This window comes from Streptomyces sp. SID13666, assembly GCF_010548325.1.
Classification (GTDB): domain Bacteria; phylum Actinomycetota; class Actinomycetes; order Streptomycetales; family Streptomycetaceae; genus Actinacidiphila; species Actinacidiphila fildesensis.
This window is the reverse complement of sequence record NZ_JAAGLX010000007.1, coordinates 160,279-177,504: the sequence shown is the minus strand read 5'-3', so window position 1 is coordinate 177,504 and position 17,226 is coordinate 160,279. Positions and strand designations below refer to the sequence as shown.

Genomic DNA, 17,226 nt, shown 5'->3' with positions numbered 1-17,226 from the left:
GGGAGCGAGCGAACAGGGCGCGGCACCATCGGTGCCGCGCCCTGTCGCGCTCCGGTTAGGCTGCCCTGTGTGAGTACGTGCACGAACGCTTCGGCGGAGCTGGCCGAACCGCTCGCCGCCACCGCCGCCACTGCCAGAACATGGCTCCTGCTCGAACAGCCCGGTCCCTGGGGCGCGAAGGCCTTCACCGCGAGCCATCTGGATCCGGTGGTGGGCCGGGCCCTGGAGAAGGCCGCGGACGGCACCGGCGTCAGGGTCGCGCTGATCCGGCGTCCGGGACGCCACGCGGACTGCCACGTCCCGTCCCGGCACCACGTGCTCGTCGCCCATGTGGTTCCCGGGCGGTCCTGGGTCCGGCAGGACGTGATCGACGATCCCGCCGCCCTGCTGGAGCTGGATTTCCCGGCGCTGGGCGCCGGGGCGCATCAGGAATTCGGCGAGCCGCACCACGAGCCGGTCGCGCTCGTCTGCACCAACGGCAAACGTGACCGCTGCTGCGCCCTGTACGGCCGCCCGCTCGCCGGCCGGCTGGCGGCCGAGGGCGTCAGCGACGTCTGGGAGATCACCCATATCGGCGGCCACCGGTTCGCCCCCACCATGCTCGTCCTGCCGTCCGGCTACGCCTACGGGCGGGTCGACGCGGACCTGGCGCATGAGGTACTCAAGGCGGCCCGTGACCACCGGATCGCGCTCGACGGCTGCCGGGGCGCCTCCGCCTGGGACCGGCCGGGCCAGGCCGCCGACCTCGCGGTGCGTTCCCTGACCGGCGAGGTCCGGGCGGGAGCGCTCGTGGTGACGCGCACGGACGGCTCGGCGCCGTCCTGGACGGTGCGGGTGACGCACGCCGACGGCCGGGCCTGGGACGTCGGCGTCACCGGGTCCGCGGCGCTGCCGCCGCGCCCGGAGAGCTGCGGAGCGGCCCTCGGCTCGCCCGCCCGGATGGATGTCACGGGGATCAGGGCGGTGGCCGGGGGCCGCTGACAGCGGCGGCGCGGGGGCCGGACGGGGTGCGGATCAGCCGGCCTTCTTCACGAACTCCGAGGTGTAGGTCTTCTCCAGGTCCACCGTGGCGTGCTGCAGGGTCGGGTTGAAGGCCTTGAGGACCTTCTCGACGGTCTGCGGCCCGTCGGCCGGCATGACGCCGTCCTTGGTGAACATCGGCAGCGTGGCCTTGATCGCCTGGGCGTACAGCTCCTTGCCGCCCTGCGCGTAGTCGGCCGGCATCTTCGCGGCGATCTCCTCCGGGGTGTGCGTGGACATCCAGCCGAGCGTCTTGACGAAGGCGTTGGCCATCTTCTGCACCGTCGCCTTGTGGCTGTTCACCCAGTCGGTGCTCATGTAGAGGCTGGACGACGGGTAGAGGCCGCCGAGCGCCGCCTTCGAGCCCTCGGGGGTGCGCATGTCGTACAGCACCTTGCCGATGCCCTTGTCCAGGATCTGCGCGACGGTCGGGTCGGTCGTCATACCGCCCTGGATCGAGCCCTGCTGCAGGGCGGCGATGAACGTCTGGCCCGCGCCGACGGCGACGGGTGTGAAGTCGCTGACGTCGACGCCGTTCTTGACGGCGAGGTACTTGGTGAGGAAGTCGGTGGAGGAGCCGAGGCCCGTCACTCCGAGCTTCTTGCCCTTGAAGTCCTTGGCCGAGGAGATGTCGCCGGCCGCCTTGGTGGAGACCACCTCGACCTCGCCGGGGGCCTGCGCCAGCTGCACCACGGACTCGATGATCTTGCCCTTGACCTGCAGGTCGAGGGTGTGGTCGTAGAACCCGACGACGCCCTGCACATCGCCGGAGACCAGCGAGGTGGTGGCCTGCACGCCGGCCGGCTCGGTGAGCAGCTGGACGTCGAGGCCCTCGGCCTTGAAGAAGCCGAGCTGCTGGGTGAGCATCGCGGGCAGGTAGATGACCTTGTCCAGGCCGCCCACCATGATCTTGACCTTGCCGTTGTCGCCCGCCGCCGAGGAGTCGCCGCCGCAGGCGGTGAGGGTGGTGAGGGCGAGCGCTCCGGCGACCGCGGCCACGGAGATTCTGGCCATGCTGCGCATGTTCACGTCCTTGTGAGGGGGTGGAGAAAGTGGAGGGGGTACGGGGATCCGGGTGTTCGGGTCTCGCGGGACCGGGCTCTCGTCCGCGGGGTCCCCGCGTCCGGATCCCGGGCGATCGGGTGTCAGCGTTCGGTGCCTGGCTCCGCCGGCTTCCAGCGGAACAGCCGTTTCTCGCCGAACGTCAGCAGCCCTTCGGCCAGCAGTGCCACCACGGCGAGGATCACCATGGCCGCGTACACCCCGGCCGCGTTGAAGGTGCCCTGCGAGGCGGAGACCAGCAGGCCGAGGCCCTTGGTCGCCCCGATGTACTCGCCGACGATGGCGCCGATCAGCGCGAAGCCGAACGAGACGTGCAGGCTGGTGAAGATCCATGACGTGGCGGACGGGATGACCACCTGCAGCGTCACCCGGCGGTTGCTCGCGCCGAGGATCCGGGCGTTGGAGACCAGGTTGCGGTCCACCTCCCTCGCCCCCTGGAAGGCGTTGAAGAAGACCGGGAAGAAGACCAGGACGACCGCGGAGGCGACCTTCGAGGCCGGGCCGAGGCCGAACCAGATGAGGAAGATCGGCGCCAGCACGATGCGCGGCAGCGCGTTGAGGACCTTGATGTACGGGCCGAGGACGTCCGCCAGGAAGCGAACCCGGCCGAGCGCGATGCCCAGCAGCACACCGGCGATGACGCCGATGATCCAGCCGAAGAGCGCCTCGTAGAGCGTGTACCAGATCTGCTCCCACAAGGAGCCCTGCGCGGTGCCGTGCAGCGCCCACTCACGGATCTGGTCCCAGATCTTCGACGGCATCGAGAAGTTGAACGGATCGATGATCCCGGCGCGGGCGAACCACTCCCACAGGCCGATCACGGCGACGAGCAGCAGCAGACGGGTCCCGTAGACCAGGACCCGGCGGTTGCGGGCGGCCCGCGCCCTGGCCTGGGTGCGCTCGGTGGACGCCTTGGCGGGCCGGTCCTTGGTGGTGACGGTGTCGGCGACGGCGGTTTCAGGCTGCATTGCCGGCTCCCCTCTCGCGGGTGATGCGGACCTCTTCGCCCAGCGAGGACCAGATCTCCCGGTAGATCTCCAGGAACCGCGGTTCCATCCGGACCTCCTCGACCTTGCGCGGCCGTGGCAGGTCGATCGTGAAGACCTCCTTGACGGTCGCGGGTCCTGCCGTCATGACCACGACCTTGTCGGCGAGGGCGATGGACTCCTCCAGGTCGTGTGTGACGAACACGACGGAGGATCCGGTGCCGGCCCACAGGTCCAGCAGTTCGTCCGACATCAGCGCCCGGGTCTGCACGTCGAGCGCCGAGAAGGGCTCGTCCATCAGCAGGATCTCGGGATCGTTGACGAAGGTCGCGGCGAGCGCGACGCGCTTGCGCTGGCCGCCCGACAGCTGGTGCGGATAGCGGTCCTCGAAGGACGTCAGGCCCACCCGGGCCAGCCACTCACGGGCCCGTTCCTTCGCCTCGGCCTTGGGTGTGCCGCGGAAGCGCGGACCGGCCATCACGTTGGACAGCACGGTGCGCCAGGGGAAGACGGCGTCCTGCTGGAAGACGAACCCGACCTTGTCGCCGATGCCGCGGACCGGCTCGCCGGCCACCAGCACCTCGCCCTCGGTCGGCTCCTCCAGGCCGCTGACCAGGGTCAGCGTCGTGGACTTGCCGCATCCGGTCGGTCCGACGATCGCGACGAACTCGCCGCGCTCCACGGTCAGGTCCAGATCACGTACGGCGGTGTGCAGCGCCCCGGACGGGGTCCGGAACGCCTTGCTCGCTCCCCGCAACTCGATGGCGGGACTCGTTTGACTGCTCATGGGGCGGGACGCTAGGCGCGGCCCGGGTCGTGGCGGCAGCCTTGTGAGCACAGGGCGCCTTCTGCTCACAACCGCTGTTCTGCTCGTTTTGCTCGCTCCCGCACAACGAAAGCGAAACGGAGGGTGGGCATCCGCCTCTATGGCGTTTACGTTGCGTTCACAGCCGGGACACGGCGGCACGCCGTGGCAGCGAACCGTTGTGAATCATCCGTTGTCACCGCACATCACCACAGCAGAAGGAGACCGCATGCGCATCCGGTGGCCGCGTCGCGTCTCCGCACAGGTTCTGCTGACCCAGGTCGCGATCACCACGGGCGTCACCGTGCTGGCCACCGGGCTCTTCCTGGCGCCGCTGAGCCACCAGCTCGACGACCAGGCGATGCGTCGCGCCCTGTCCATCGCGCAGACCGCCGCGGCCGAACCGCAGATCGCGGATTCGCTGCTCACCTCGGAGCCCACCCCCGACGGGCCGGTCCAGGCCGAGGCCGAGCGCATCCGCCACGCCACCCGGGCCGAGTACGTCGTGGTGATGGACCTCAACGGAACGCGCTGGTCGCACACGACGGAGGACCGGATCGGTGAGCATGTCTCCACCGATCCCGGCGAGGCGCTGGCCGGTCAGGAGGTCATGCAGATCGACAACGGCACCCTGGGCCGCAGCGCCCGGGGGAAGGTGCCGCTGCGCGACAGCAGCGGCCGGATCGTCGGCGCGGTCTCCGTCGGCATCGCCTACGACAGCGTCCGCGACCGGCTGCTGGGCGCGGTCCCGGGGCTGCTGCTGTACGCGGCCGCCGCGCTCGCGGTGGGTGTGCTGGCCGCGATCGGCGGCTCCCGAAGGCTGCAGCGCCGCACCCACGGGCTCGCGTTCGCCGACATCTCCTCGCTGCTCGACGAGCGCGAGGCGATGCTGCACGGCATCAGGGAGGGCGTCGTGGCGCTCGACCGGCAGGGCCGGATCCGGCTGGTCAACGACGAGGCCGGGCGGCTGCTCGGGCTCGGCCCCGACGCCACCGGACACGTCCTGGACGACGTCCTGCCGCCGGGCCGCACCACGGACGTCCTGACCGGCCGGGTCGAGGGCACCGACCTGCTGACGGTGAGCGGCGGCCGGGTGCTGGTCACCAACCGGATGCCGACCGGTGACGGCGGCGCGGTCGCCACCCTGCGCGACCGTACGGAACTGGAGCTGCTCGGCCGGGAGCTGGACAGCACCCACGGGCTGCTGGACGCGCTGCGCGCCCAGGACCACGAACACGCCAACCGGCTGCACACCCTGCTGGGCCTGCTGGAACTGGGCCTGCACGACGAGGCGGTGGAATTCGTCGTGGAGGTCGCCGACACCCACCGGTCGTCCGCGGAGCAGATCGCCGAGCAGGTGCGGGACCCGCTGCTGGCCGCCCTACTGGTCGGCAAGGCGGCCATCGCCGCCGAACGCGGGGTCGCCCTGCGGATCTCCGCCGCGACCGGGCTGCCCGACCGGGTGGTCGATCCCCGCGATCTGGTGACCGTGCTGGGCAACCTCATCGACAACGCCCTGGACGCGGCGTCCGCGCACCGCACCGCCGACTCCTTCGTTGAGGTCGAGCTGCGGACCGAGGAGGACACCACCGCTGTCCTGCGGGTCTCCGACACCGGCCCCGGGGTGCCGCCCGAGGCCCGCGACCTCATCTTCACCGAAGGCTGGTCCACGAAGGAGCGGCCCGCGCACCGCGGCCGGGGGCTGGGCCTGGCGCTGGTCAGGCGGCTCGCCGAGCGGTACGGCGGCATCGCCCGGGTCACCGCCCGTGCGGGCGGCGGCGCGGTCTTCACCGTGGTGCTGCCGGAGGCTCTCGTCGCGGAGGACGTCAGCGGCCGCCTGACCGGCCACCCCACCGAACGCGATCAGCTCGCCGCGCTCACGGAGCTCACCGGCGCAAGGGAGACACGATGATCGAGGTACTGGTCGTGGACGACGACTTCCGCGTCGCCGAGATCAACGCGGCCTACGTGGCGAAGGTCCCCGGCTTCCGGGTGGCCGGCCGCGCCCACACCGCCGCCCACGCGCTGGCGACCCTGGAGCGCACCCGGATCGACCTGATCCTGCTCGACCACTATCTGCCGGACGAGACGGGCCTGACGCTGATCCGCCGGCTGCGGCAGCTCGGCCACCACGCCGACGTGATCATGGTGACCGCCGCCCGCGATGTCGCGACCGTCCAGGCCGCGATGCGGTACGGCGCGCTGCAGTACCTGGTCAAGCCGTTCACGTTCGCCGGGCTGCGGGCCAAGCTCGACGGGTACGCGGCGCTGCGCCGCACCCTGGACGGGGTCGGCGGGGGCGGCGAGGCCGGTCAGGAGCAGGTCGACCGGATCTTCGGTGCGCTGCGGACGGCGGGAGCGGCCTCGGCCGAACTGCCCAAGGGCCACTCGGCGCCGACCGCGGAACTGATACGGCGGGTGCTGCGGGAGGCCGGGCATCCGCTGTCCGCCCATGAGGTCGCCGAGCTGGCCGGGTTGAGCCGCTCCACGGCGCAGCGCTATCTGAAGTACCTGGAGCAGGCCGGGCGGATCGGCCTGACCCTCAAGTACGGCGACACCGGCCGCCCCGAGCACCGCTACGCCTGGGCGGCGGCGGACTGACCCCGGTGCACGGGCCGTTCCGCAGCCGCGTCACACCGCTCCGGCGCCGGTGAGGGAACGAACCTCCGTCTCCGCGAACTTGGCCTCGTCCCCGGGTTCCGGGAAGAGCACGGTGCCCAGCCAGCCCGCCAGGAAGCCCAGCGGGATGGAGACCAGTCCCGGGTTCTCCAGCGGGAAGAGATGGAAGTCCACACCGGGGAAGAGGGCGTCGGGCCGTCCGGAGACGACGGGCGACAGCACGACGAGGAGCAGTGCGGGGATCAGCCCGCCGTAGATCGCGCAGACCGTTCCCCGGGTGGTGAAACGGGGCCAGAACAGGGAGAACAGCAGCGCGGGCAGGTTCGCCGAGGCAGCCACCGCGAAGGCGAGGCCCACGAGGAACGCGATGTTCTGCCCCTGCGCGAACAGGCTCAGCGCGATCGCCACCGCGCCGATCCCGACCGCGGCGAAGCGCGCCACCCGCACCTCGTCGTTCCCGGACGCGGGGCCCGCGTGCTTCCCGCTGCGGCGCAGCGTGGCGTACAGGTCATGCGCTACCGAGGCGGACGAGGCCAGGGTGATCCCGGCGACCACCGCCAGGATCGTCGCGAAGGCCACCGCGCCGACGACGGCGAACAGAACCGTTCCGCCTGTGGAACCGGCTCCCCCGCCCAGATCCTGGGCCAGCAGCGGTACGGCGGTGTTGCCGGCCGCGTTGGAGGTGCGTACGGCGTCCGAGCCCACGACCGCCGCGGCGCCGAAGCCGAGGACGATCGTCATCAGGTAGAAGGAGCCGATCAGCCCGATCGCCCAGACCACCGACCGGCGGGCGGAACGGGCGGTGGGCACCGTGTAGAAGCGCGACAGGATGTGCGGCAGCCCGGCCGTGCCGAGCACCAGGGCGATCCCGAGGCTGATGAAGTCCAGCTTCGAGGTCCAGCTCCCGCCGTACTTGAGGCCGGGCGCCAGGAAGGCGCTGCCGTGTCCGCTGCCGGCCGCCGCGGAACGCAGCAGGCCGTTCAGATCGCCGTGGAAGCGGATCAGCACCAGCACGACGAGCGTGATGGTGCCGCCCATCAGCAGCACGGTCTTGACGATCTGGATCCACGTCGTCGCGCGCATGCCGCCGAACGAGACGTAGACGACCATCAGGCCGCCGACCCCGATCACCGTCCAGGTCCGGGACGCGCCGCCCTGCCCGCCGAGCAGCAGCGCCACCAGGCTGCTCGCGCCGACCATCTGCGCGACCAGGTAGAGCACCGAGACGATGACCGAGGAGGTGCCGGCCGCGATCCGGACGGGCCGCTGCCGCATCCGGGCGGAGAGCACATCGGCGAGGGTGTAGCGGCCGCAGTTGCGGACAAGTTCCGCGACGAGCATGAGGACGACGAGCCAGGCGACCAGGAAGCCGACCGAGTACAGCAGGCCGTCGTAGCCGAAGAGCGCGATGAGACCGGAGATGCCGAGGAACGACGCCGCCGACATGTAGTCGCCCGCGATGGCGAAACCGTTCTCCATGGGGGAGAAGAGCCGGCCCCCGGCGAAGAACTCGACCGACGAGCTGCGTCGCCGGCCCGCCCAGGCGGTGATGGCCAGGGTGACGGACACGAAGATCGTGAACAGGACGAGAGCGAGCCCCTGGTGCTCGTTCGCCGGATCTGCCAGGTACCGGACCATCAGCGCATCCGCTCCTGGGTGTCCCAGCGCAGGTCGAGCGCCGCCCGGTCCCTGCGCAGCCGCGCATGCCGCGAGTAGGCCCAGGTCAGCAGGAACGTCGTGGCGAACTGCGCCAGTCCCGCGACCATCGCCACATTGAGCTCACCGGCCACCGGGCGGCTCATCAGACCCGGCGCCACCGTGGCCGCCACCACGTAGAGCAGATACCAGGCGAGGAAGGCCGCGACCGCCGGAAAGGCGAACCGGCGGTACTGGCCGCGCACTTCCTGGAACGCGGCGCTTTGCTGCACCTCCAGGTAGACCGCGGCCCGGTCCTGCTCCGCCCCCGCGACGGGCGCCGCAGACGGCGCCGGCACGGGTGACGGTGCCGGCGTCGTCGGGTCCGGAACCCAGAGACCGGCGGCCAGGGCGTCGTACCAGGGGTCGTCCACCCGCAGCGCGCCCGGGTCGCCCCCGTCGTGCTTGTCCACCGAACTCTCCTCGCTTCACAAGCCAATTGGCCGTGCGCCCAAGCATGGACAGAGTGGGAAGATCCGGTGCCATCAAGCTGAAACGTTCACCCCATCAGGTGATGCCGTGCCGGTAGGCATATCCGACGACCTGTGAAAGCAGCGGTGCTCCCCCACCCTGGGGGGTGGGGGAGCACCGGTCGGCCTGCGGGTGCGGCTACGCGTCGATGCGGGACCGGTCGAGCGTCGCCGCCGAGTTGGTGATGAACTCCTTGCGCGGTGCGACCTCGTTGCCCATGAGCAGGTCGAACGCCTGCTCCGCGGCCTCGAGGTCGCTGATGTTGATCCGGCGCAGGGTGCGGTGGCGCGGGTCCATCGTGGTCTCCGCGAGCTGGTTGGCGTCCATCTCACCCAGCCCCTTGTAGCGCTGGATGCCGTCCTTGTAGCGGACGTTCCGGCGCTGCAGGTCGAGCAGCGTCTGCCGCAGCTCGCTGTCCGAGTAGGTGTAGATGTACTTGTCCTGCCCCTTCTTGGGCTGGACGAGCTCGACGCGGTGCAGCGGCGGCACGGCGGAGAAGACCCTGCCCTGCTCGACCATCGGACGCATGTAGCGCTGGAACAGCGTGAGCAGCAGGCACCGGATGTGCGCGCCGTCGACGTCGGCGTCCGCGAGGAAGATCACCTTGCCGTAGCGCGCCTGGTCGATGTCGAAGGTCCGGCCCGACCCGGCTCCTATCACTTGGATGATCGCGCCGCACTCGGCGTTCTTCAGCATGTCCGAGACCGACGACTTCTGGACATTCAGAATCTTGCCGCGGATCGGCAGCAGCGCCTGGAACTCCGAGTTCCGGGCCACCTTGGCCGTGCCGAGTGCCGAGTCGCCCTCGACGATGAACAGCTCGGTGCGGTCCACGTCGTCGCTGCGGCAGTCCGCCAGCTTCGCCGGCAGCGAGGAGGTCTCCAGCGCCGTCTTCCGGCGCTGCGCGTCCTTGTGCTGGCGGGCCGCGATGCGGGTGCGCGCGGCGGCGACGGTCTTCTCCAGCACCGCCCGCGCCTGGAGCTTCGTGTCGCGCTTGGCGGAGGTCAGGAACTCCTTGAGCTCCTTGGCCACGACGTTGGCCACGATCCGGTTGGCGGCCGAGGTGCCGAGCACCTCCTTGGTCTGGCCCTCGAACTGCGGCTCGGCCAGCCGTACGGTGACGACCGCCGTCAGACCCTCCATGGCGTCGTCCTTGACGACGTCGTCCTCGGCGACGCGCAGCAGCTTCGCGGAGCGCAGCACCTCGTTGACGGTCTTGGTGATGGCCCGCTCGAAGCCCGTGACGTGCGTGCCGCCCTTGGGGGTGGCGATGATGTTCACGAACGACCGCGACACGGTGTCGTACCCCGTGCCCCAGCGCATCGCGATGTCGACGCCCAGCTCACGGGTGACCTCGGTCGCCGTCATGTGGCCGCGGTCGTCCAGGACCGGGACGGTCTCCTTGAAGCTGCCGCTGCCGGTCAGCCGCAGGACGTCGCAGATCGGCTTGTCCTGAGAGAGGTACTCGCAGAACTCGCTGATGCCGCCGTCGTAGTGGAAGACGTCCTCGACGGCCTTGCCGTCACCTTCCAGGTCGCGCTCGTCGCGGACGACGATGGTCAGCCCCGGCACCAGGAAGGCCGTCTGGCGGGCGCGCTGGTGGAGGTTCTCCAGCGAGATCTTGGCGTCCTTGAGGAAGATCTGGCGGTCCGCCCAGTACCGGACGCGGGTGCCGGTCCTGGCCCTGGGGACCTTCTTCGACTTGTTCAGGCCACTCGCCGCGTCGAAGGAGGAGTCGGGACCCGCTCCGGAGAAGGAGCCGGGGACACCGCGCCGGAAGCTGATGGCGTGCGTGTGACCGCTCCGGTCGACCTCGACGTCGAGGCGGGCGGACAGCGCGTTGACGACCGAGGCGCCGACGCCGTGCAGGCCACCGGAGGCCGCGTAGGAGCCACCGCCGAACTTGCCGCCGGCGTGCAGCTTGGTCATCACGACCTCGACGCCCGACAGCCCGGTCTTGGGCTCCACGTCGACCGGGATGCCACGGCCGTTGTCACGGACCTCGACCGAGGAGTCGCTGTGCAGGAAGACCTCGATGCGGTCGCAGTGACCGCCGAGGGCCTCGTCGACGGAGTTGTCGATGATCTCCCACACGCAGTGCATGAGGCCACGGCTGTCGGTCGACCCGATGTACATGCCGGGGCGCTTGCGGACCGCCTCCAGCCCCTCGAGGACAAGAAGATGCCGCGCGGTGTAGTTGGAACCGTCGCGATCTGCGCCCGTCAGCAGCGCGGAGGACGGCACGGATGTTTCGGCGGTCACGCGGGCAGCTCCTCGATAAAGTTCTTCGGCTGTGTCGGTGAGAGGGTACCGAGACCTGGTACGCCGGTTGTGCCGCGACCCGGTATCCGGGCCCCAGAGTAGCCCCGTATCGATCGTACGTTCGATACCTCATTTGAGTGATACACATGTCACGTTCCCATTGAGGCATGAACCATTTAGGCTCCGGGCACGTCCTCACCAACAACCGGCAACCCAGTCGGTGGACACAACCGGACAAGCGCCCCAAAAGCGACAACTAACGCATCAGAGGCCAATCAGCTACCAACAGGTAGCATCCAGTCACTTCGAAGTCAGATTTCGAGGAAAAGCCACGAGCGGGAACGTTTTCGGCCTGGTTGGATGTTGACCCTGGTACGACAGCTCGTCGAGCTAGAGAAGAGGCGACGTGACTACAGTTCTGACCCCCGCGAGCCCGCTGACGGCGGCGGACCGCTGCGACCGTTGCGGCGCCCAGGCATACCTGCGCGTCGTCCTCATCAGTGGCGGCGAACTGCTCTTCTGCGCGCACCACGGGCGCAAGTTCGAGCCCGAACTCAAGAAGATCGCTGCGGAAATACAGGACGAAACCGGCCGACTCACCGACACCCCGGCGCAAACGGTCGAGGACGAGCACTGACACATCGCACCTGCGACGAGCTCGGACCGACGGGCGGCCGGACCCCACCAGGGGCCGGGCCGCCCGTCGGCTCTTCCGGGCCCGTCAACGGTGCCGGGTGCCCATGGCGCTCGTGACCAGTGCGCGGACCGCGGAGATCCGGGTGTAGACCCCGGGATGCCCGGCCTCGGCGCATCCGGTGCCCCAGGAGACCAGGCCGACCAGCTTGCCGCCGACGACCAGCGGCCCGCCGCTGTCGCCCTGGCAGGCGTCCTTGCCGCCCTGTGGCTCCCCGGCGCACAGCATGGTCCTGCTGAGGTAGGTGCCGTCCGCGTTGCCCGGGTAGGAGCGCTGACAGACCGCGTCGTCGAGCAGCACCACCTCCGCGGACCGCAGGACCGGTGAGTACGCCCCGGCGCCTGTGGTGTCCCCCCAGCCGGACACGAGGGCCTTCGAGCCCGCCAGGTAGTCCTGCGGGTCGCCCGCCCCCGCCATCGCGATGGCCGAACCTGCGGGCAGCGGCTTCTCAAGTGTGATGACCGCCACATCGCCGGCGTGGGTCACCGGGTCGTATCCCGGGTTGATCCGGACCTGTCGCAGCCGTATTTCCTGGCCGTTCACGCCCCTGAGGTCGAGCCGGCCGGCGATGACGCGCAGATCCCGGGCGTTCCGCCAGTCCCCGCCGAGCACATCGCGGCCGAAGCAGTGCGCCGCGGTGATCACGGTCGAGGCGGAGACCACCGCCCCGCCGCAGAACTGGCCGGATCTCGTCGGTCCGAAACGGTCACGGCTGGCCAGCGCCACCACCCAGGGTTGCTGCCCGGCGACGACCTGGTCGCCGCCTATGACCACCGCCTCGGCCTTCGGCCCGGCGCCGGCGACCCCGAGCGGCACGATCAACGTGGCCAGCGCCACCGCCGATCCGCTGAGCAGCATCCGGAACGTGGAACGCATACGGCCTCCTGACCCTGTGGATCCCTCTGGAAACCCAGAGTGATCCATAGGACCGGAGGCCGCATCCGCTGGATTCGGAAGGATCAGTCCAGATAGTCCCGCAGCACCTGCGAGCGCGACGGGTGCCGAAGCTTCGACATCGTCTTCGACTCGATCTGGCGGATCCGCTCGCGCGTGACCCCGTAGACCTTGCCGATCTCGTCGAGCGTCTTCGGCTGTCCGTCCGTGAGGCCGAAGCGCATGGAGACCACGCCCGCCTCCCGCTCGGACAGGGTGTCGAGCACCGAGTGCAGCTGCTCCTGCAGGAGCGTGAAGCTGACCGCGTCGGCCGGCACGACCGCCTCGGAGTCCTCGATGAGGTCTCCGAACTCGCTGTCGCCGTCCTCACCCAGCGGGGTGTGGAGGGAGATCGGCTCACGGCCGTACTTCTGGACCTCGATGACCTTTTCGGGGGTCATGTCGAGTTCCTTGGCCAGCTCCTCCGGGGTGGGTTCGCGGCCCAGGTCCTGGAGCATCTGGCGCTGCACACGGGCGAGCTTGTTGATGACCTCGACCATGTGCACCGGGATACGGATGGTGCGGGCCTGGTCGGCCATCGCGCGGGTGATCGCCTGGCGGATCCACCACGTGGCGTACGTGGAGAACTTGAAACCCTTCGTGTAGTCGAACTTCTCGACCGCACGGATCAGGCCCAGGTTGCCCTCCTGGATCAGGTCCAGGAAGAGCATGCCGCGGCCGGTGTAACGCTTGGCCAGCGAGACCACGAGGCGGAGGTTGGCCTCCAGCAGGTGGTTCTTGGCCCAGCGGCCGTCCTCGGCGATGATCTCCAGCTCGCGCTTGAGCTTGGGAGCGAGCTTGTCAGCCGCCGCCAGCTTGTCCTCCGCGAACAGGCCGGCCTCGATGCGCTTGGCGAGCTCGACCTCCTGCTCCGCGTTGAGCAGCGGAACCTTGCCGATCTGCTTCAGGTAGTCCTTGACCGGGTCGGCGGTGGCCCCGGCCACCGCGACCTGCTGGGCGGGAGCATCGTCCTCGTCGTCGTCGGAGAGCACGAAGCTCTCGGACTCGGGCTTGTCCGACTCCTCGTCACCCTTGCCGGGCGTGGTCGTCTCGTCGGCTTCTTCACCGTCGGCGGCCTCGTCGTCGCCCGAGGTCTTCTTGGCGGCGGTCTTCTTGACCGCCGTCTTCTTGGCGGCGGTCTTCTTGACCGCCGTCTTCTTGGCCGCCGGCTTCGCGGCGGGTGCGTCGGATTCGTCGACCGAATCCACCGTCTCGGCCTCCACAGCCCCCGCGGGAGCGGTGGCGGCCTTGGCGGCGACGGTCTTCTTGGCGACGGTGGCCTTGGTGACGACCGTCTTGGTGGCGGTGCGCTTCGCCGGGCTCTTGGCTGCGACGCTCTTCCGAGTGCGCTTGGGCTCCTCAGCGGCACTGACCATCAGCGTCACACCTTCCTCATCGAGGACCTGGTTGAGGCTGCGCAGAACGTTCTTCCACTGGGTTGCCGGAATCTGGTCCGCTTCGAAGGCCCGACGCACGTCATCGCCGGCGATCTGCCCCTGAGCCTTACCCCGCTCGATGAGCGCCATCAGAGACTCGGACTCGGCGATCTCCGGCGGGAGCGTACGGGATGTGCTGGCCGACACGAAGAACCTCTCGGAACGATGGGAACGACTCGGTGGAACCGCTCAGGAACACAGCGTCAGAACTGTCGCTGCTATTCCTTGTGCGGCCATCACCTCTTAAGTCATCGCGCTGCCTCGCCAAGCGTTACGCCCGGCCCACGTGGCCCGAGTCACACCCCATACCAACGGTAACGGTCGGATAACAGGACACTCTTCGCGCATCGGCTGCCGCCGGCCCCGGACCGTGGGTCCGGGGCCGGCTGCGGTTCGGCCGTACGGTCAGTGCTCGCGCGGAGCCGGGACGACGTGATCGGTGGCGGCGACCTCGGTGTGCACGGCGAGGAGCTGGCGCATGGTGGCCTCGGCGCCGACCCCGTCGCCCGACGCGAGCGCGTCGACGATCCGCCGGTGCAGGGTCACGGCGGGCTCTCCGGGCCGCTCGCAGCCGGTGACCGGGCCGCCCGACACGTGCAGGGCGGAGGAGACGATGCCGGCCAGGTGCTCGAGCATCCGGTTCCCGGCCACCTGCAGGAGCAGGGAGTGGAACTCCGCGTCCGCCCGGGAGAACGTCAGGGAGTCGCCCTGGGCGGCGGCGTGCCCCATGATCTCCACCATGTCGGCGAGGCGCTGCTGGACGTCCTCGCGGCCGTGTCCGGCGGCGAGCCGTGCGGCGAGCGGCTCGATGGTCCAGCGCAGCTCGAACAGTTCGCGGCGCTGGTCGTCACGCTGCGGGCCGAAGGCCCGCCATTCGATGATGTCGGGGTCCAGCAGATTCCAGTCGGCGACCGGGCGGACCCGGGTGCCGACGTTCGGCCTGGCGCTGACGAGGCCCTTGGCCTCGAGGACGCGCAGGGACTCGCGCACCACGGTGCGGGAGACCTCGAAACGCTGGCCGATCTCCTCCGGGACGAGCGGCCGGTCGGCGCCCAGGTCGCCGGAGACGATCATCTGTCCGAGCTGCTGGACGAGTTGGCCGTGCAGCCCGCGGCCACGGCTGCCGCGGGCCCGGCGGCCGACGCGGCCCATGTCCGAGTCGGCGCCGTCCCAGGAGGGAAGGCCGGGGCGGTCGACACCTGAGGCGTCGGCATACGAGTAGCGGTCGAGCTCGGCCGGGCCGACGATGCTGGAGTCGGCGGAACGAGCCGTGGTCATCAGGGTGTGCGCAAGGGTACTCACGCATCCTTTGTCGGCGATGCCACGGCGGGCCTTGAGGGCTTTGCTGAAAAGCACACGAAAGGGTGAGCACTCATCACCTGATAATTGACGCTTTATCGGAACGAAACGCCCTGCATGACAGGCCAGAGAGACAGTTCCGTTTATCCGACCGCGAGTTGGGCGGCGTCAACGTCGGCGACCCCGCAACACCGTTGCGAGGTGGGCGCAGAGCAGCACGGTGAGCGACAACACGAAGGCACAGCCGACCGGTTGGACGGCCCTCCCGGTGACGCCGGCCGCGGTGCTGCCGACGCCTCCGGGCCAGCCGCCGACGACGCTGAGCAGCGCCCCTGCCGCGTCGATCAGATGGCTTCCCGCGCGGCTGCGGACCGCCAGTCCCACCGCGGGTGCCACGACGAGCGGGACCGCCAGCACCGCCGTCACACCCAGCGCGGTGGTGCGGAAGAGTCCGGCGGCCAGCAGCCCGGCCCAGGCGCAGCCCACGGCCAGCGCGGCCCAGCCGGCCGCCTGCGTGGGCCGGTCGGTGGGCAGCGGAACCGCGCCGGGACCGAGGATCGCGCGGAGCACGACGGTGTCGAGCACCGCGGCCGCGGCCGCGATCAGCAGTGCGGCCGCACCGCTCACCAGCATTTTGGCGACGAGCAGCCGCAGCCGCCGGGGCACCGGTACCTGGGCGGGCGCCAGTGCCGGAAAGCGGAACTCCTGCCCGTAGGCGAGCGCGCCCAGCAGACCGGCGCCCATCGCGGCGGGGGGCAGCGGAAGTTGACGCACCCAGCCGGACATCATCGACAGCGCCGAGGCCTCCCCGGTGCGCGAGAGGACCAGGGCGCCGGCCACCGAGGCGAGCAGGGACAGCGCGGCGATCCACCACGGGGTGCGGATTCCGCCGAGCCGGCGCAGTTCGTACCGGAGCGGCTGAGCGGGGGTGGCCGGCGCGACGGCCGCTCTGGGCCGAGCGGGGATCCGGGCGGGGGTGGCGGGCTCGGCGGGTTTCCCCGGGGGCGGCGCGGCCGGGTCCGCCGGGGAGGCCGCGGCGGGCTCGCGGCCGTCGGCGCGGCTCAGCGGGGCGACCGGGCCGAGGTCGGCGACCTCGTCGGCCAGCCGGTGGAGCAGGATTCCGTTCCGGTAGGCGATCTCCCCGATGTGCGCGGAGGTGGTGCCGTAGATCACCAGACGGCTGCCGGTCGCCGCGGCGATCTCGGCGCCGCCGTCGGTCAGTACCCCGGCGAGCCGCTGGGCGTGCGGGGAGTGGACGGCCACATGCGGGCGCAGCCGGGTGCGGGTGAACTCCTCGGCGGACTGGTCCGCCACCAGGCGGCCGCCGTCGATCGTGACGACCCGGTCGGACGTCCTGGCCATCGCCTTGGCATCGCGCCCGGTGACCAGGACGGCTCCGCCGTCGGCCGCGTAGGCCCGCAGCAGCGCATGCACCCAGGCGGCTTCACGGGGCGTCAGACCGAACGACGGTTCGTCCAGGAAGAGGGTCCGCGGTTCGGCGAGGAGCGCCGCGCCGAGGCCGAGCCGCCGGTCCATGCCGAGCGAGTAGGTGCTCAGCCGCTGGTCCGCGAGGCCGGTGAGGCCGACGACGTCGAGGACTTCGTCGGCCCGCTCCGCCGGCACGCCGAGGGCGGCGGTGAGCATACGGAGATGGTTCCGCGCGGTGCGGCCGGGGTGCCCCGGCACATCGCCGAGGAGGATGCCGACCTCGCGGCTCGGGTGCCGGACTCCGTGCAGGGGGGTGCCGTTGAAGAGGGTGACGCCGCGGCCCGCCTCGAGTTCGAGCATCAGGCGCAGCGTGGTCGATTTCCCCGCGCCCGGCGCGCCGAGCAGGCCGGTGACCTGCCCGGGGCGGACCTCGAAGGTGAGGTCGTCGACCGCGGGCGGACCGTTACGGCGGGGCATGCTGGTCAATCCGATGGCCTGGATCACCCTTGCACCATA

General features: G+C 70.5%; 14 protein-coding genes. 4 read left to right on the top strand and 10 right to left on the bottom strand.

Annotation, left to right across the window (positions count from 1 at the left end):
* Nucleotides 1–69: 69 nt before the first annotated feature.
* The gene (locus G3I60_RS13530; RefSeq protein ID WP_164607167.1) at nucleotides 70–981 is read left to right on the top strand and encodes a sucrase ferredoxin; all 912 of its coding nucleotides are present in this window, start codon (nucleotides 70–72) and stop codon (nucleotides 979–981) included.
* Nucleotides 982–1,014: 33 nt separating this feature from the next.
* Here the strand turns inward: G3I60_RS13530 and G3I60_RS13525 are convergent, their stop codons facing one another.
* The 3 genes from G3I60_RS13525 to G3I60_RS13515 all read right to left on the bottom strand — a co-directional run bounded on the left by G3I60_RS13525 (nucleotide 1,015) and on the right by G3I60_RS13515 (nucleotide 3,855).
* Nucleotides 1,015–2,043, bottom strand: coding sequence for an ABC transporter substrate-binding protein (locus G3I60_RS13525; RefSeq protein ID WP_164293662.1), 1,029 nt, complete (start codon nucleotides 2,041–2,043; stop codon nucleotides 1,015–1,017).
* 122 nt (nucleotides 2,044–2,165) lie between these two features.
* Nucleotides 2,166–3,050 carry an ABC transporter permease gene (locus tag G3I60_RS13520; protein ID WP_164293661.1) on the bottom strand — a complete coding sequence of 295 codons (885 nt, stop codon included), beginning with the start codon at nucleotides 3,048–3,050 and terminating at the stop codon, nucleotides 2,166–2,168.
* Nucleotides 3,040–3,855 (bottom strand): ABC transporter ATP-binding protein, encoded by an 816-nt coding sequence (locus G3I60_RS13515; protein WP_138357484.1) that lies wholly within the window; start codon nucleotides 3,853–3,855, stop codon nucleotides 3,040–3,042. The genes G3I60_RS13520 and G3I60_RS13515 overlap by 11 nt, the downstream gene beginning before the upstream one ends.
* Before the next feature lie 247 nt (nucleotides 3,856–4,102).
* Here G3I60_RS13515 and G3I60_RS13510 point away from each other — a divergent pair, with 247 nt between their 5' ends.
* Together G3I60_RS13510 and G3I60_RS13505 are read left to right on the top strand one after the other, a co-directional pair.
* Complete coding sequence (locus G3I60_RS13510; protein WP_164293660.1) at nucleotides 4,103–5,785, top strand: sensor histidine kinase; 1,683 nt, start codon at nucleotides 4,103–4,105, stop codon at nucleotides 5,783–5,785.
* Nucleotides 5,782–6,474 carry a response regulator gene (locus G3I60_RS13505; protein ID WP_164293659.1) on the top strand — a complete coding sequence of 231 codons (693 nt, stop codon included), beginning with the start codon at nucleotides 5,782–5,784 and terminating at the stop codon, nucleotides 6,472–6,474. The genes G3I60_RS13510 and G3I60_RS13505 overlap by 4 nt, the downstream gene beginning before the upstream one ends.
* Nucleotides 6,475–6,504: 30 nt before the next feature.
* On the opposite strand, the gene G3I60_RS13500 is transcribed toward G3I60_RS13505, so the two are convergent.
* The 3 genes from G3I60_RS13500 to G3I60_RS13490 all read right to left on the bottom strand — a co-directional run bounded on the left by G3I60_RS13500 (nucleotide 6,505) and on the right by G3I60_RS13490 (nucleotide 10,920).
* Entirely contained in the window at nucleotides 6,505–8,130 is a 1,626-nt protein-coding gene (locus G3I60_RS13500) for a cation acetate symporter (protein ID WP_164607165.1), read from the bottom strand.
* The gene (locus G3I60_RS13495) at nucleotides 8,130–8,600 is read right to left on the bottom strand and encodes a DUF485 domain-containing protein (protein WP_138357480.1); all 471 of its coding nucleotides are present in this window, start codon (nucleotides 8,598–8,600) and stop codon (nucleotides 8,130–8,132) included. Before G3I60_RS13495 ends, G3I60_RS13500 begins: the two co-directional genes overlap by 1 nt.
* 196 nt (nucleotides 8,601–8,796) lie before the next feature.
* A complete protein-coding gene (locus G3I60_RS13490; protein WP_164293658.1) occupies nucleotides 8,797–10,920 on the bottom strand; it encodes a type IIA DNA topoisomerase subunit B in 2,124 nt (707 codons plus the stop codon).
* 406 nt (nucleotides 10,921–11,326) lie between these two features.
* On the opposite strand from G3I60_RS13490, the gene G3I60_RS13485 reads away from it, so the two are divergent.
* Nucleotides 11,327–11,557 carry a hypothetical protein gene (locus G3I60_RS13485; RefSeq protein ID WP_138357478.1) on the top strand — a complete coding sequence of 77 codons (231 nt, stop codon included), beginning with the start codon at nucleotides 11,327–11,329 and terminating at the stop codon, nucleotides 11,555–11,557.
* 84 nt (nucleotides 11,558–11,641) lie between these two features.
* On the opposite strand, the gene G3I60_RS13480 is transcribed toward G3I60_RS13485, so the two are convergent.
* The 4 genes from G3I60_RS13480 to G3I60_RS13465 all read right to left on the bottom strand — a co-directional run bounded on the left by G3I60_RS13480 (nucleotide 11,642) and on the right by G3I60_RS13465 (nucleotide 17,214).
* Nucleotides 11,642–12,490 carry a serine protease gene (locus tag G3I60_RS13480; RefSeq protein ID WP_164293657.1) on the bottom strand — a complete coding sequence of 283 codons (849 nt, stop codon included), beginning with the start codon at nucleotides 12,488–12,490 and terminating at the stop codon, nucleotides 11,642–11,644.
* An 83-nt stretch (nucleotides 12,491–12,573) separates the two neighbouring features.
* Entirely contained in the window at nucleotides 12,574–14,130 is a 1,557-nt protein-coding gene (locus G3I60_RS13475) for an RNA polymerase sigma factor (protein ID WP_164293656.1), read from the bottom strand.
* 258 nt (nucleotides 14,131–14,388) lie between these two features.
* The gene (locus G3I60_RS13470; protein ID WP_343241941.1) at nucleotides 14,389–15,339 is read right to left on the bottom strand and encodes a FadR/GntR family transcriptional regulator; all 951 of its coding nucleotides are present in this window, start codon (nucleotides 15,337–15,339) and stop codon (nucleotides 14,389–14,391) included.
* A gap of 111 nt (nucleotides 15,340–15,450) precedes the next feature.
* Nucleotides 15,451–17,214: an ATP-binding cassette domain-containing protein gene (locus tag G3I60_RS13465; protein WP_164607160.1), complete on the bottom strand. Its 1,764-nt coding sequence runs from the start codon at nucleotides 17,212–17,214 to the stop codon at nucleotides 15,451–15,453.
* Nucleotides 17,215–17,226 lie beyond the last annotated feature (12 nt).

Excerpts from the sequence above, each read along its gene's own strand:
- G3I60_RS13525 (WP_164293662.1), bottom strand. The coding sequence starts at position 2,043 with ATGCGCAGCATGGCCAGAATCTCCGTGGCCGCGGTCGCCGGAGCGCTC.
- G3I60_RS13520 (WP_164293661.1), bottom strand. The coding sequence starts at position 3,050 with ATGCAGCCTGAAACCGCCGTCGCCGACACCGTCACCACCAAGGACCGG.
- G3I60_RS13515 (WP_138357484.1), bottom strand. The coding sequence starts at position 3,855 with ATGAGCAGTCAAACGAGTCCCGCCATCGAGTTGCGGGGAGCGAGCAAG.
- G3I60_RS13510 (WP_164293660.1), top strand. The coding sequence starts at position 4,103 with ATGCGCATCCGGTGGCCGCGTCGCGTCTCCGCACAGGTTCTGCTGACC.
- G3I60_RS13505 (WP_164293659.1), top strand. The coding sequence starts at position 5,782 with ATGATCGAGGTACTGGTCGTGGACGACGACTTCCGCGTCGCCGAGATC.
- G3I60_RS13500 (WP_164607165.1), bottom strand. The coding sequence starts at position 8,130 with ATGGTCCGGTACCTGGCAGATCCGGCGAACGAGCACCAGGGGCTCGCT.
- G3I60_RS13480 (WP_164293657.1), bottom strand. The coding sequence starts at position 12,490 with ATGCGTTCCACGTTCCGGATGCTGCTCAGCGGATCGGCGGTGGCGCTG.